Annotated in this window: 13 protein-coding genes and 1 other annotated feature; of the genes, 1 reads left to right on the forward strand and 12 read right to left on the reverse strand. The window is 56.2% G+C overall.

The window, feature by feature from the left end:
• Positions 1 to 107 precede the first annotated feature (107 nt).
• Genes G5B42_RS02040 through G5B42_RS02070 form a run of 8 tightly spaced genes read right to left on the reverse strand, consistent with a single transcriptional unit; the run spans position 108 to position 7,797 of the window.
• Entirely contained in the window at positions 108 to 2,579 is a 2,472-nt protein-coding gene (locus G5B42_RS02040) for a cation-translocating P-type ATPase (RefSeq protein WP_331274015.1), read from the reverse strand.
• Complete coding sequence (locus tag G5B42_RS11760) at positions 2,542 to 2,814, reverse strand: cation-transporting P-type ATPase (RefSeq protein WP_231133149.1); 273 nt, start codon at positions 2,812 to 2,814, stop codon at positions 2,542 to 2,544. The genes G5B42_RS02040 and G5B42_RS11760 overlap by 38 nt, the downstream gene beginning before the upstream one ends.
• A 16-nt stretch (positions 2,815 to 2,830) precedes the next feature.
• A complete protein-coding gene (locus G5B42_RS02045; protein WP_181338816.1) occupies positions 2,831 to 3,229 on the reverse strand; it encodes a secondary thiamine-phosphate synthase enzyme YjbQ in 399 nt (132 codons plus the stop codon).
• Positions 3,230 to 3,245: 16 nt separating this feature from the next.
• Entirely contained in the window at positions 3,246 to 4,313 is a 1,068-nt protein-coding gene (locus G5B42_RS02050) for a glycosyltransferase family 4 protein (protein WP_181338785.1), read from the reverse strand.
• A 36-nt stretch (positions 4,314 to 4,349) separates the two neighbouring features.
• Positions 4,350 to 4,979, reverse strand: a complete 630-nt coding sequence (gene upp / locus G5B42_RS02055; protein WP_181338786.1) for a uracil phosphoribosyltransferase — start codon at positions 4,977 to 4,979, stop codon at positions 4,350 to 4,352.
• Positions 4,980 to 4,992: 13 nt separating this feature from the next.
• The gene (gene rpiB / locus G5B42_RS02060) at positions 4,993 to 6,012 is read right to left on the reverse strand and encodes a ribose 5-phosphate isomerase B (protein WP_231133150.1); all 1,020 of its coding nucleotides are present in this window, start codon (positions 6,010 to 6,012) and stop codon (positions 4,993 to 4,995) included.
• Positions 5,996 to 6,736, reverse strand: coding sequence for a DUF3108 domain-containing protein (locus tag G5B42_RS02065; protein ID WP_181338788.1), 741 nt, complete (start codon positions 6,734 to 6,736; stop codon positions 5,996 to 5,998). Before G5B42_RS02065 ends, rpiB begins: the two co-directional genes overlap by 17 nt.
• Positions 6,733 to 7,797 (reverse strand): L-threonylcarbamoyladenylate synthase, encoded by a 1,065-nt coding sequence (locus G5B42_RS02070; RefSeq protein WP_231133151.1) that lies wholly within the window; start codon positions 7,795 to 7,797, stop codon positions 6,733 to 6,735. The genes G5B42_RS02065 and G5B42_RS02070 overlap by 4 nt, the downstream gene beginning before the upstream one ends.
• A gap of 130 nt (positions 7,798 to 7,927) precedes the next feature.
• On the opposite strand from G5B42_RS02070, the gene G5B42_RS02075 reads away from it, so the two are divergent.
• A complete protein-coding gene (locus tag G5B42_RS02075) occupies positions 7,928 to 8,854 on the forward strand; it encodes a CPBP family intramembrane glutamic endopeptidase (protein WP_181338789.1) in 927 nt (308 codons plus the stop codon).
• A 46-nt stretch (positions 8,855 to 8,900) separates the two neighbouring features.
• On the opposite strand, the gene cysS is transcribed toward G5B42_RS02075, so the two are convergent.
• The 4 genes from cysS to G5B42_RS02095 all read right to left on the reverse strand — a co-directional run bounded on the left by cysS (position 8,901) and on the right by G5B42_RS02095 (position 12,641).
• Positions 8,901 to 10,334 (reverse strand): cysteine--tRNA ligase, encoded by a 1,434-nt coding sequence (gene cysS, locus G5B42_RS02080; protein ID WP_181338790.1) that lies wholly within the window; start codon positions 10,332 to 10,334, stop codon positions 8,901 to 8,903.
• Positions 10,315 to 10,977, reverse strand: coding sequence for a serine O-acetyltransferase (gene cysE / locus G5B42_RS02085; protein ID WP_181338791.1), 663 nt, complete (start codon positions 10,975 to 10,977; stop codon positions 10,315 to 10,317). Before cysE ends, cysS begins: the two co-directional genes overlap by 20 nt.
• Before the next feature lie 40 nt (positions 10,978 to 11,017).
• Positions 11,018 to 11,241: a binding site (T-box leader), on the reverse strand.
• Between the two features lie 207 nt (positions 11,242 to 11,448).
• Positions 11,449 to 12,183: a tRNA 2-thiocytidine biosynthesis TtcA family protein gene (locus tag G5B42_RS02090; protein ID WP_181338792.1), complete on the reverse strand. Its 735-nt coding sequence runs from the start codon at positions 12,181 to 12,183 to the stop codon at positions 11,449 to 11,451.
• The gene (locus G5B42_RS02095; protein WP_407926894.1) at positions 12,180 to 12,641 is read right to left on the reverse strand and encodes a Fur family transcriptional regulator; all 462 of its coding nucleotides are present in this window, start codon (positions 12,639 to 12,641) and stop codon (positions 12,180 to 12,182) included. Before G5B42_RS02095 ends, G5B42_RS02090 begins: the two co-directional genes overlap by 4 nt.
• Positions 12,642 to 12,799: the final 158 nt, after the last annotated feature.

The raw sequence follows: 12,799 nt of genomic DNA on the forward strand, positions 1-12,799 counted from the left end.
CCGCGCCGCTCATTGAACGATGCCTTTGCCCGCATATAGTCAGCCGATGTCCAATGGTATTTTCCGCTGACTTGAATTACTAGGCATGGATACCATTCGCCTCTCACTTAAACCGTGCTCGAACGCTCCTTCGTCACCAACTTCAGAAACTCGCCCAAAAGAAGCGGGGTCACAGCCAACCCGAAAACAACCAACCAGTCGCTCAAGGGTAAAAGTTCGGTCCGGAAGATCCCCCGCAGCCAGGGGGTGAAGAAGACGATCAAGTGCATGAAAGTGGACCCGACGGAAGCCCAGAGGAGCTGTTTGTTTTGGAAGGGGCCCCGCCGCCACAGGCTGGCGGTGAGCGAACGGAAATTATAGGCGTGAACCAGCTGGCAAAGGCCCAAAGTGGCAAAGGCCATCGTCTCAGCCTTCGGGACTGTCTCCCTTAACCCGATCCGGAAAGCGGTCAGAGTCACCCCGGCGATAAAGAGACCGAACAAGATGAGCAGCCGCCGGCTTTTACGGTCAAAAATCCCTTGTTCCGGGTAGATGGGCGGCTTTTTCATGATGTCCCCCTCCGGCGGGTCAACCCCCAGCGCCAACGCGGGTAACGAATCGGTAACCAGGTTGACCCAGAGGATTTGGATGGGATACAAGGGAACCGGCCACCCCAACAGAATGGCCGTAAAGATGGTGATAATCTCCCCCAAATTACAGGAGAGGAGAAAATAGACGGTCTTTTTTATGTTTTCAAAGATGACCCGGCCTTCTTGCACCGCCCGGACGATGGTGGCAAAGTTATCATCGGCCAAGACCATGTCCGCCGCTTCTTTCGCCACATCGGTTCCGGTCTGGCCCATGGCGGCACCAATGTCCGCCTTCTTCAGCGCCGGGGCGTCATTAACCCCATCCCCGGTCATGGCCACAATCGCCCCGTTCTGTTTTAGGGCGTCGACAATCCGGACTTTATGCTCCGGAGCAACCCGGGCAAAGACACTGACCCGTGCCACTTGCTTGGCCAGTTCCTCCCCGTCCAGCGTCTCCAGTTCGGCCCCGACCAGGACCGGATCTCCCGGTCCGGCCAAACCCAACTGCTGGGCAATGGCAACCGCCGTATCCCGGTGGTCCCCGGTAATCATCTTGACCGCGATCCCGGCTTCTTGGCAGACCCGGAGGGCCTCTTTCGCCTCGGGACGGGGCGGATCAATCATCCCCATAAAGCCAACAAAGATCAGATCCTTCTCCGCCTCTTCCACCGGAACGGAACCGGACGGTGGATCCGGACGGAACGCAAAAGCCAAAACCCGCAACGCTTCGGTGGCCAGTTGGTGGTTCACCTTCAAAAGCTCCGCTTTACGCTCGGCAGTTAATTCCTGCGGCCCGTCCTCCCCCAGCCACCATTGGCATTGCTCCAGAACCAGATCGGGTGCCCCTTTCACCAGGAGCCAGCGGCGGTCTTCGCCTTCCCCCAGCCAACGCGGGGCGAGATTTCCCTGGTGGACCGTGCTCATCCGTTTCCGCACGGAATCAAAGGGATACTCCCGTTGCCGGGGATAAGCCGTCTGGAGTTTATGCCGGGACAAGCCCGCCTTGGCGGCCGCCACCACCAACGCACCTTCGGTCGGGTCACCCACAATTTTGGCCTCCTCCGGCAAAAATTCGGCGTCATTACAGAGGGCCCCGATCTTCAGCATCAAGTCCAGCAGGGGTTGCTCTTCAACGGCCACCGCCGTCCCGTCCCGCCGGAATTCGCCCTCCGCCTTGAGCCCTTCCCCCGTTACCTCATAGTCTGCCGTCATGGTCACAATCCGCCGGACCGTCATGGCGTTCTGGGTGAGGGTTCCCGTTTTATCGGAGCAGATCACCGTGGCCGAACCCAAAGTCTCCACCGCCGGCAGCCGCCGGATAATCGCCTTCTGCCCGGCCATCCGCTGTACCCCCAGGGCCAAGACAATGGTAATGATCGCCGGTAAACCTTCAGGAATCGCCGCCACCGCCAGACTGACGGCGACCAAAAACATTTCGTAGAAACGGTTCCCCCGGAGCAGTCCTACGAGGAAAATGAAGAGGCAGATGCCGACCGCCAGGAGCCCGACCTGTTTCCCAAAACTGTCCAAACGCTTCTGGAGCGGCGTTTTCTCCTCCGGCCCGCTCTGCAGCAGCCCGGCAATCCGTCCCAGTTCGGTGTTCATCCCGGTCCCGGTCACCAGCGCCCGCCCGCGGCCAAAGGTTACAATGGTCCCTTTAAAGACCATATTCTTCTGGTCCCCCAACGGGAGGTCCTCCGCCGCCGTAAACTCCGCGTCCTTGGTCACCGGCACCGACTCACCGGTCAGTGCCGCTTCGTTCACCTGCAAACTTTCGGCCGTCACCAACCGGGCGTCGGCAGGGACAAAGTCCCCCGCTTCCAGGAGGATCAGATCCCCGGGTACCAGCTCCTTGGCGGCCACCTCCCGTGTTTGCCCGTCCCGGTGGACCTTGGCCAGCGGCGCGGTGAGTTCCTCCAAAGCGGACAGGGCTTTTTCGGCTTTTAATTCCTGCACCACCCCAAGGGCCGTATTAAGGATGACGACCAAAAAAAATAACAACGGCGTCACTGGTTTCTCCTAAAAACAGGGAAATAACCGCCGCTCCGAGCAAGAGCAGGATTAAGAAGTCCTTAAGTTGTGCGAGGATCTTTTGCCAAACCGACGGCCCCGGCTGTTTCTGCAGTTCGTTCGGGCCGTTCTTCTCCAGCCGGGCCGCCACGGCGCTCTGGGTTAATCCCGCCGTTAAATCGGTCTCCAGTTCGGCGGCGGTCTCGATTACGTTTCGCTGGTACCAAGCGGGCATCCGCAATCACCCCGTTTTATTTCCCTTCCCATCTAACCCATAGCTTACGTCTGCGGGGACCATCAAATTCGCAGAAATAAACACCTTGCCACGTCCCCAGTTTTAACCGGCCGTCTTCGACCGGCAAAGTGACCGACGAGCCAACCAAAGCTGCTTTTAAGTGGGCGGCCGAGTTACCTTCACTGTGGGCCACATTTAAGGAGTGGGGAAAAATTTTGTCCAACGCTTGCTTTAAGTCGTAAAGCACGTCCGGATCGGCGTTCTCGTTCAGCATGATCCCCGCTGTCGTATGAGGGACAAAAACGGTCCCCATCCCTGTTTTTACCCCGGATTTTTGCAGATCGGCCGCCAACTCGCCGGTGACCTCAAGAAAATCCGTCGCCGCACGCGTCGTAATGGATATTTCCCGCCAGATCGCGATCACCCCCCGATTACCAAGACCGCCTTTTCTCTTCTTCCTGTTCCCGGGCGGCACTCTGCAGACCCATCAAGCCATAAAGACAGAGAAAGATCAGGCCGGTCCCGATCATGACAATCAAGAAACCCAGACGGAGCGTAGCCCGGGAGAGAAAGATGGAGGCCAGTCCGGAAAGCAAACTTAAACCATAAAGCACAAGGACCGCTTTTTTCATTCCCAGTCCGGAAGTGAGCAATAGATGGTGAATATGGTAACGGTCACCCCGCATAATCCGTTCCCCATTCCGCCAGCGCCGCCAGACCGCCCAAAAAGTATCGAGAAACGGGATGCCCATTGCGAAAACAGGGATCACCAGCGCTAAAGCAGTCGGGATCTTTAACGCCCCGATCACGGAGATGACGCCCAAGATAAAACCCAAGAAGTAAGCGCCGGAATTGCCCATAAAGATCCGGGCCGGATAGAAGTTATAAGGGAGAAAACCAAGCAAAACACCGACTAAAATCGCACACAAAAATACGGCGGCCGACTGCCCAAGACCGAGCCCGATGATGAGCAGACTCAGACCGGCAATTACCGTAATCCCGGCCGCCAACCCGTCCAGCCCGTCGATGATGTTGATCACGTTAATAGTCAGGACCAACCACAGGATCGTCAAGGGATAACTCTTCCAACCTAAAGCCACCATCTCGCCGAAGGGGTTCGTCAGGTAAACGATACGGACCCCCGCCCAGGCCATAAAGGCGGCCACCAATAACTGGACGACAAGTTTCTGGCCTGATGACAGATCATATTTGTCATCAACCAGCCCCAACAGGAAGATGACCAGGCCTCCTCCGCAGATCGACCCCAAATAAGGGAAGGTAAGACCGCCGGTGAGCAGAAGGGTCAGGTAGAAGGCAATAAAAATGGCCAGGCCCCCCGTATAAGGGCGGGGCGTGGTATGGACCCGCCGTTCCCGCGGCAGATCCATCAGCCCCCAGGCTTTACCTTTTTTCGTCCAAAAGGCGGTCAGAATAAACGATAAGCCAAAGCCAACCGCCGTCAGCAAAGCCAGATTCCAACCAAACACCGACCATTGCAACCCCTGCACCCCCTCTGTGGCCCAATTACCCACAGCTTATTTGGTTCCGAACAACCGGTCACCGGCGTCGCCCAAACCGGGGATGATATAACCGTGGTCGTCCAAACGCTCATCAATGGCCGCCACAAAGATTTCCACATCCGGATGGGCTTGCTGCACGCGGGCGATTCCTTCCGGGGCGGCGATCAAACAGACCAGTTTAATCCCTTTCGTCCCCCGTTTTTTCAGAAAATCAATGGCCGCGGTGGCCGAACCGCCGGTGGCCAGCATCGGATCGACCACGATCATATCCCGCTCCTGGAGATCCGCCGGTAATTTACAGTAATATTCCACCGGTTGCAGGGTGTTCGGGTCGCGGTACAGACCGATATGCCCCATCTTCGCCGCCGGAATCAGTTTCATGATGCCGTCGGCCATCACCAGCCCGGCCCGGAGAATCGGGACGACCGCGATCTTTTTCCCCGCAATCACCTTGGCTTTCGCGGTGGCAATGGGCGTCTGGATCTCCACTTCCTCCAAGGGAAAGTCCCGCGTGACCTCATAAGCCATGAGGGTGGCAATCTCTTCAACCAGTTCGCGAAACTCTTTCGGACCGGTCGTCGCATCCCGAATAATGCTTAATTTATGTTGAATTAACGGATGGTCGATTAAATGCACGCACCCCATCGGTAAATCCTCCTTATTCGTTTTCTAGTCGCGTTATTTTATCTATCCGTTGCTGATGACGTCCTCCTGCAAACTCTTCGTTCAGGTAGGCTTCGACAATGGCCAGCGCCAACCCCGGTCCGATGACCCGGGCCCCGATCGCCAAAACATTACTGTCATTATGGGCCCGCGCCATACGTGCCGAAAAGACATCATGGCACAACGCCGCGCGCACGCCTTTGATTTTATTGGCCGCAATCGCGACCCCAATTCCGGTGCCACATATAAGAATCCCCTGATCAAACTCCTTTTTCGCCACTGCCTTCGCCACAATCGCAGCTTGATCAGGGTAATCCACCCTATCGGTCGAGAAAACGCCGAAGTCTTTGTATTCGTAACCCTTGGTCTGCAAATACTTGGCGATCTCCTCTTTCAAATGAAAACCGGCATGATCGGCGCCCAAAGCAATCCGCACTTTCTTCCCCCCTTTCTGCTGACTGGCGTCGCCCGCTTCCGCTTCTGCTTCGGCGGCCAACAAGTCGATGAGCGCCCGCAGATCCTTCTCCAGATCAGCAGCACACTGCTGATAAACCGCCAGCGGTTGTCCGAAAGGGTCCGGGACGTCCCATTGGTCTTTCCCAGCCGGACTTTTCGCTTTGATGTACTCTCTGAGGACAAAAGTACGATCTTTGACGCCCGGATAGATCTTAATGATCTGTTCTTTCTGGGCGTTCGTCATGGTCATAATTAAATCGGCCGCCGCCAGCTCTTCCCGGGCCAGTTCCCGGGCCAAATGGCTGGAAAGATCAATGCCGTAACCGCGCATCGTCTCAACCGCTTCGGGCGAAGCCGGTGCGCCGGGATAGGCGTAAAGCCCGGCCGATGAAACACGAATCTTTTCGAATTTGCCACCGCGTTCTTTCAATAATTGACGAAGCAAAGCCGCCGCCATCGGACTGCGGCAGGTGTTCCCAGTACAAACAAAGAGTATGTTCCGGACCATTTTTTCCTCCTGTTCAACTTTACCATCGTCGCAGTCATTCTCCCGGTTCATAGCCGATCTTGACCAAACGGGCGGTAAGCGCCCCCGCATTCCCGTTGGCTTTGATCCGTAAAGGATAAACCGGTTCGTCAAGGGAAAACCAGATGGTGACCTGGGAAACGGGATCGTAGACAACCTCCGCCTGCTGGTGACCGGACAAGACCCGGATCCTTTCCGTTCCTTGAAGCTTACAGCTGACCGCCTGCGGCCCCCGGTTGGTTAAATAATAAAACCGGTTCTCCCCCCGCCGCCAGGGCCGCTGCCTGAGGTAGTAAACCAGAGAGAGATTCTCAAGCAATGGGTGCTTGGCCTCATATTGCCGGACGCGCGGTTCCTGCCCCACGTTCGCCACCCGTTTCTCGACTGTTTCCGCCCCAAAATGATACTCTTCTTCCCGGCGGTCGCCATTTTCATTAATGTTTTTTCGCAGGTAAACCGGAGTTCGCGTTGCAGGGTCCAGATATAGTAGGTTGTCTTCCTCGTAAGAGAAAAGGAAAGCAAAAGCGGGATAACTCCTCATCCTCATCTGGACCTCCAGCACCGGCCGGTCCTGGTAGACCTTTTCCCCTACGATCCGGAGGGTCTGTTCGCCAACGGGCAACCCCTTGAGAAAAACCTGGTATTCCAAGATTTCCCCGACTGGCAACTCCTTTTCTTGGTTGCGCACCGCTGGGCTGCTCCCCAAAAGGAGGAGCAGGATGAAAAGGAATGCCCAGCGTATACGGGCTTTGTTCATTTTATCTCCTCGACTTTCCCTCCGGCTGCTTTATACAGACGGTTAAAGACCGCCTCCCCCACCCCCTGCCGGGGCGGGGCGACCGCATAGATTTCATCCACTCCGGCCTGGTCGCAAAGGCGGAGAAGATGAAACAACCGTTCGGCTCCTTCGGCCGGGTTGGCCCGCCGGCCCATGGATAAATAGGTGACCCCGGCCACAGCCAAGGCCGGACTTTGGTCCTCGTCGTAAGCAATGATCCCAATCCGCTTCCCGGCGGACTGGGCCTGAGCGGCGGTCCGCTGCAGAAAACGGCGGACCTGATCCTCATCCCCGGTCAACAGGCGCAAGGGTGCTTGGGGCGCATAATGACGGTATTTCATCCCGGGAGCCAGCGGCCGCCGGCAATTTATCTGAGACGGGGCCTCAACCATCTCCGGACCGAAGATCGCTTCCAGCATCTCCCGGGTGACCCCTCCGGGCCGGAGGATCCGAAGTTTGGGGCCGGTCAGGTCAAGAACGGTCGATTCCACGCCCACCCCGGTGGGACCGGCGTCTATGATCAGGTCGACCTTACCTTCGAGGTCGGCGATGACATGACTGCCCCTGGTCGGGCTGGGCCGTCCGGAAATGTTGGCACTGGGGGCGGCCACCGGCAGCCCGGTCTGGCGTAACAGCTCCAGGGCTACCGGGTGGGCAGGCAGGCGGATGGCGACCGTCGGAAGACCGGCGCTGACTTCCGTCGGGATCTCCTCTTTTTTCGGCAGGATCATGGTGAGGGGGCCGGGCCAAAACCGCCGGGCGAGGATCCTGGCTGTCTCCGGTACTTCCCGGGCCAGCTCCGTCACCTGTTCACATTGGTGAATGTGCACAATTAACGGGTTGTCCCCCGGTCGCCCTTTGACGGTAAAAATATTTTTTATACCGTCCCGGTTATAAATAACGGCACCCAGACCGTATACTGTCTCAGTGGGAAAAGCAACCAGCCCGCCCCGGCGCAAAACCGCCGCCGCCCGGGCCAACGCCGCCTGGTCAATCGCCTCCGGGTTAACCGTAATTATTTCTGTCTTGATCATGATCATTCCGTCACCAGCTTCAGTCTCGGGCCTACAATCACTATGTCCAGCAGAAAACTTCTCTACAAGGGAAAGGATTCCTCTTTTTTGTCACGAAAAGATCCCCAGTAAATTCAGCAAGCGAGGTTTGGGAAGAATGAAGACGAAACTCTTCAAAATTCGCCGCTTCTTTTACCCGCTCTGGGTGATCGGGGTTGTATATACTTTTTATCTTTGCATCCAAATTCTTTTTTTATTTCTCGGTCGCCTTCTCAGTCCCCTGCTGAATTGGGCGTGGAAATTGGAGGTGCTAACTGCGGAGGTTGTCCGCCTCAACTTTTTTCTCCACCTGTTTCTGGGCCTGATCCCACTCCTCGTTGCCTTCAATTTGGCGGAAAAAGCCATCTTTCGCCAGCGTTTGCTCCCGCGGTTTTTCCCCCCTTCGGCTTGGGCGCGCCGTGATCTTTGCTTCGGGTTGGCCTTGGGGTTTTCCCTTTTTGCCCTGCTTTTTCTGGCTTTCTTCGCGCTGGGCTGGGTCCGTTTTGCCGCTCCTCCGTTTGTGATCTCAAGCGAGCTGCTTTGGATCGCCCCCACCTTTATTGTGGCCGCCCTTTTTGAAGAATTGTTCTACCGCGGGCTCCAATTGCCGGTCTTCACCGCCCACTGGGGTCTTTCGCCGGCCATCGCTTTCTCCGCCTTTCTCTTCAGCCTCGCCCACCTGAACAACCCGCACCTTAATTTTGGCGGTTTGTTCGCCATTTTACTCGCCGGGGTTCTCTTTGCCCTCACCTATCTCGAAACCGGCACCTTGTATCTTCCGGTGGCGCTCCATTTTAGCTGGAACTTCTGGCAAAACCTCTTCGGCTTCCGGGTTAGCGGTTTGGCCTTCCCCACCTTTTTTCAGTTGGAGATTACCGGCCCAACCTTGTGGACCGGCGGGGCCTTTGGTCCGGAAGCCGGCCTGGCGGGGCTGATCTTGCTCGGCCTGGCCACCGTTGCCACGCTGCGCTACGGGGACTACCGGCGGAATGCCCTTTTTCGCCGGTTGGGCCTAACGCCCCCGACAGCGAAAGACCGCCCCTGAAGGCGGTCTTTTTCATGCGGCCAACAAAGTGGCCTCAGCTTCAACATCATACGCGTCGCCAGCGGACCCCATGGGGTGTGTCCTCCACCACAATACCCGCCGCCTTTAAGGTGTCCCGGATCTGGTCGGCGGTTTTAAAGTCCCGGTTTTGGCGGGCCTTTTGCCGCTGCTCCACCAGGGCATTGATCTCCTCGTCGCTGAGCCCGGTGGCGGCCGGCTCTTCCGCAAACCAGATCCCTAAAACACCGCCCAACTCTTCCAAGAGGGATAAAGCTTCCTTAAGCACCTTTTGGCAGGAGGCCGTCAGGACAAAGTCTTCGCTGAAGGCCCATTTATTGACCTCGCGCACCAGTTCATAGAGGATCCCCAAAGCAAAAGCGGTGTTAAAATCGTCCTCCATCGCGGCAATAAAGCGTTCCCGCACCTGGGCGACCAAACCGGCCACCGCCGGCGAAGCTTCGTCCTCCCCCGACTGGACCGGCGTGGACAGCAGATGACGCCAGTTTTCCCGGGCCGTTTCCAAACGGGACAGGCCATTGGCGGCGGCCGTCAATTCTTCTTCACCGTAGCTTAGGGGGTTACGGTAATGGGTCCCCAGGAGCCAGAAGCGGATTACTTTTGGGGAGAAACGGGCGCAGGCCTCCCGGATGGTCACCACGTTCCCCAGGGACTTGGACATTTTATCGCCCCGCATCGTGATAAAGGCGGTGTGGAGCCAGTAACGGACGAAAGGCTTGGTCCCGCAATAGGCTTCCGCCTGGGCAATCTCATTTTCATGGTGGGGAAAGACCAGATCCGTTCCCCCGCCGTGGAAATCAAAGCCGCTCCCCAAATACTTCAGGGACATGGCTGAGCACTCAATATGCCAGCCGGGACGGCCCGGTCCCCAGGGTGAATCCCAAGCCGGCTCCCCCTCCTTGGCCGCCTTCCAAAGGGCAAAATCCATCGGGTTGCGCTTCCGCTCGTCCGCTTCCACGCGAGCCCCGACCAACATCTCATCCAACGGGCGGGCCGAGAGCTTGCCGTATTCCGGGAAGGCGTCGACGGAGAAATAGACATCCCCGTCGAGCTGGTAGGCATATCCCTTTTCGATCAGCCCTTGCACCATCGTGATGATCTCGGGAATATGCCCCGAGACCTTCGGATAATAGGTCGCCGGTTCCACCCCCAACGCCGCCATATCCTCGAGGTATATTTGGGCAAAGCGGGCTGCCAAGGCCAAGGGATCTTCGCCGGTCAGGTGCCCGTGTTGGATAATTTTATCATCCACGTCGGTAAAGTTTTGGACCAGGATCACTTCATACCCCCGGTAGCGCAGAAAACGCCGGATGCAATCCCAGACCACCGGCGGCCGGGCATTCCCAATATGGGCGTAATTATATGGCGTTACGCCGCAGACATATATACTTACTTTCCCCGGTTCGCGCGGGACAAACTCTTCCTTCCGCTTGGTCATGGTATTATAGACCATGATTGCCATCCTGCAGACCTCCTTTGAGCCCAAGCTTTGCTTCTAATTGTGCAAGCCGTTTCTGCGTTTCTTCGCAAAAAGCCAGCATCGGATCGGGTAGTTTCCCGTGTTCCAGATCGGGGGGACCGACCCGGACCCCGTCCTGGACCACCACCCGGCCGGGGACCCCGACCACCGTCGAATTGGGGGGAACCGGCTTGATGACCACCGCCCCCGCCCCGATTTTGGCGTTGTCCCCCACCGTAATCGAGCCTAAAACCTTGGCCCCAGCCGCAATAATCACGTTATTCCCGATGGTCGGGTGGCGTTTTCCCTTTTCCTTCCCCGTCCCCCCCAGGGTTACCCCCTGGTAAATTGTGACGTTGTCACCAATCTCCGTTGTTTCCCCGATCACGACTCCCATCCCGTGGTCGATAAAGAGGCCTTTGCCAATCTTGGCCCCAGGATGGATTTCGATCCCGGTGAAAAAACGGGCGATCTGGGAAATGAGCCGGGCAATGAGGAATAATTTATGCCGATAAAACCAGTGGGCGATCCGGTAGGCCAACAGGGCATGGAAACCGGGATAACAGAGGATCACTTCCAATACACTGCGGGCAGCCGGATCCCGCTCAAAGATGGCTTTAATGCTCTCGCGAAGATAGGTAAACATCGCTCCACCTCCTCTTCGAAGGAAAAAAAATTCGTCTCTCAACAGAGACGAAGTACTACTTCGCGGTTCCACTCTGGTTGGACCGAACCGGCGGTCCCACTCATCGCTACGCTGTAACGGGCGTTCCCGTTAGGGCCTACTTACCTTTCGGCCCCAAGGCTCCCGGGTGCATTTCGTCTGGCGTTCCGGAGGGAAACTTCCAGCCGGCGGTCTCCCCTCTCTGTCCTTCCCGTTCCAAACTACTCTCCCGTTCTTCGCCTGGTTGTTATACTCTTGGAGTTGATCTATTTTCTTCGGTGGGCAAGTTTGCGCCATAACATGGTCGCCCGAACCGAATCTTTGTTACGATTATAGGTATGATCAAGGTCGCCTGTCAAGAACCTTCGATTCTTGTTGACCGAATCTTCATCACTCATTAACCGAGCCATCATCACTGATTGGCCGAAGTCACGCCGTCACTTAACCGAAGCCTCACCGCTTTTTCGGTGCCGGCCACAGCGTTATGGGCCGTCCGCCCCGCATCGCTTTGCTCAAGTTGGCGTAAACCAAAGGGTTTTCCTTATTTAAGGCGGCAATCAGATCCTTCACTTTTTGCCGGTAGGTATACCCGTCATAAGGACAACTCCGCGCCACCGGTTGGTAAGGAATAAATTCCCGCGCCGCTCTGATCTCCTCCTCCCGGAGATAGACCAAAGGACGGATCACCGTGATCCGGGTCCGGTCAAGGTAGGTTTTGGGGAGAAAAGTACGGATCTGCCCCGAATACAGCATGCTCATCAATAAGGTCTCCACCGCATCATCGTGGTGGTGGGCCAGGGCAACTTTATTGAACTTGTGCTTGCCGGCAAACCGGTTCAGCCGCCCGTTCCGCAGAAAAGAGCAGGTGGCACAGGGGTTTTCGGTCGCCAAAACCGCCGGACCGATCCCGGTGGGGAGGTAATGAAACTCCACCCCCACCTTCGCACAGAGCTCTGCTAAAGGTTCGGGGTTAAGGTGCGGTTCAAGCCCGAGATCAAGGGTGAGCGCCGCCACTTCCGCCTCGATAATCCGGTGCTGCGCCATTAAACCCAGCGCCCAAACCAACAACGCACTGTCTTTGCCCCCGGAAAAGCCGATTAAAATCCGGTCGCCGGGTTCGATCAGGTCAAACTCGCGGATTGCCCGTAAAATCTTCTGGTTATATCCCTTCGGTAAGTATGGTTTCATCCTTCCGCCGAGGCACACTGCCCGCAATAACCGTAAAACTTCAACAGATAGCCAACGATCTGGAACTTATTTTCGGCAGCGAGCCTCTCCTCCATTTCGGCGAGCAGTTGGTCATTAAACTCGGTAATTTTCCCGCATTTAAGACAGACTAATTGGTGGTACCGGGCTTGACTTTCCAACTCGTAACGGCAATTTCCTTCATCTAAACTGAGTTGGTTGATAATCTTTTCTTTACTTAAAAGTTCCAGGGTACGGTAGACGGTGGCCATCCCGATCTCCGGGTGGGACTTCCGTACCATCGCATAAATATCTTCCGCCGCCAGATGCTGATTGGGGTTTTCGAGGAGAATTTTAAGCACGGCCTCGCGTTGCGGAGTTAGCCGGTAACCCTTTCGGCATAAAGATTCGCTGATTTCAGTTATTTGTTCCCTTAAACTTTTTTCCAACTTACATACCAACCCTCATTCATAATAATTCAAAAGTAATATTATGTCATCAGGCCTGACGTTGAAATAAGATTATCATTTTTTTCTATCGAAATCAACACCGGAAACAAGAAGTAATCAGATTGTAATCATTTTATAAATTTATTAAATCGGGATGAAGCCGACCGCCG

The organism is Capillibacterium thermochitinicola, from assembly GCF_013664685.1.
Classification (GTDB): Bacteria; Bacillota; UBA4882; order UBA10575; family UBA10575; genus Capillibacterium; species Capillibacterium thermochitinicola.

Bases quoted from the DNA above. Each gene is read 5' to 3' on its own strand.
- G5B42_RS02065 (WP_181338788.1), bottom strand. From the start codon at position 6,736: ATGAACAAAGCCCGTATACGCTGGGCATTCCTTTTCATCCTGCTCCTC.
- G5B42_RS02070 (WP_231133151.1), bottom strand. From the start codon at position 7,797: ATGATCATGATCAAGACAGAAATAATTACGGTTAACCCGGAGGCGATT.
- G5B42_RS11760 (WP_231133149.1), bottom strand. From the start codon at position 2,814: ATGCCCGCTTGGTACCAGCGAAACGTAATCGAGACCGCCGCCGAACTG.
- rpiB (WP_231133150.1), bottom strand. From the start codon at position 6,012: ATGAACCGGGAGAATGACTGCGACGATGGTAAAGTTGAACAGGAGGAA.
- cysE (WP_181338791.1), bottom strand. From the start codon at position 10,977: ATGTTTACCTATCTTCGCGAGAGCATTAAAGCCATCTTTGAGCGGGAT.
- cysS (WP_181338790.1), bottom strand. From the start codon at position 10,334: ATGGCAATCATGGTCTATAATACCATGACCAAGCGGAAGGAAGAGTTT.
- upp (WP_181338786.1), bottom strand. From the start codon at position 4,979: ATGGGGTGCGTGCATTTAATCGACCATCCGTTAATTCAACATAAATTA.
- G5B42_RS02075 (WP_181338789.1), top strand. From the start codon at position 7,928: ATGAAGACGAAACTCTTCAAAATTCGCCGCTTCTTTTACCCGCTCTGG.
- G5B42_RS02090 (WP_181338792.1), bottom strand. From the start codon at position 12,183: ATGAAACCATACTTACCGAAGGGATATAACCAGAAGATTTTACGGGCA.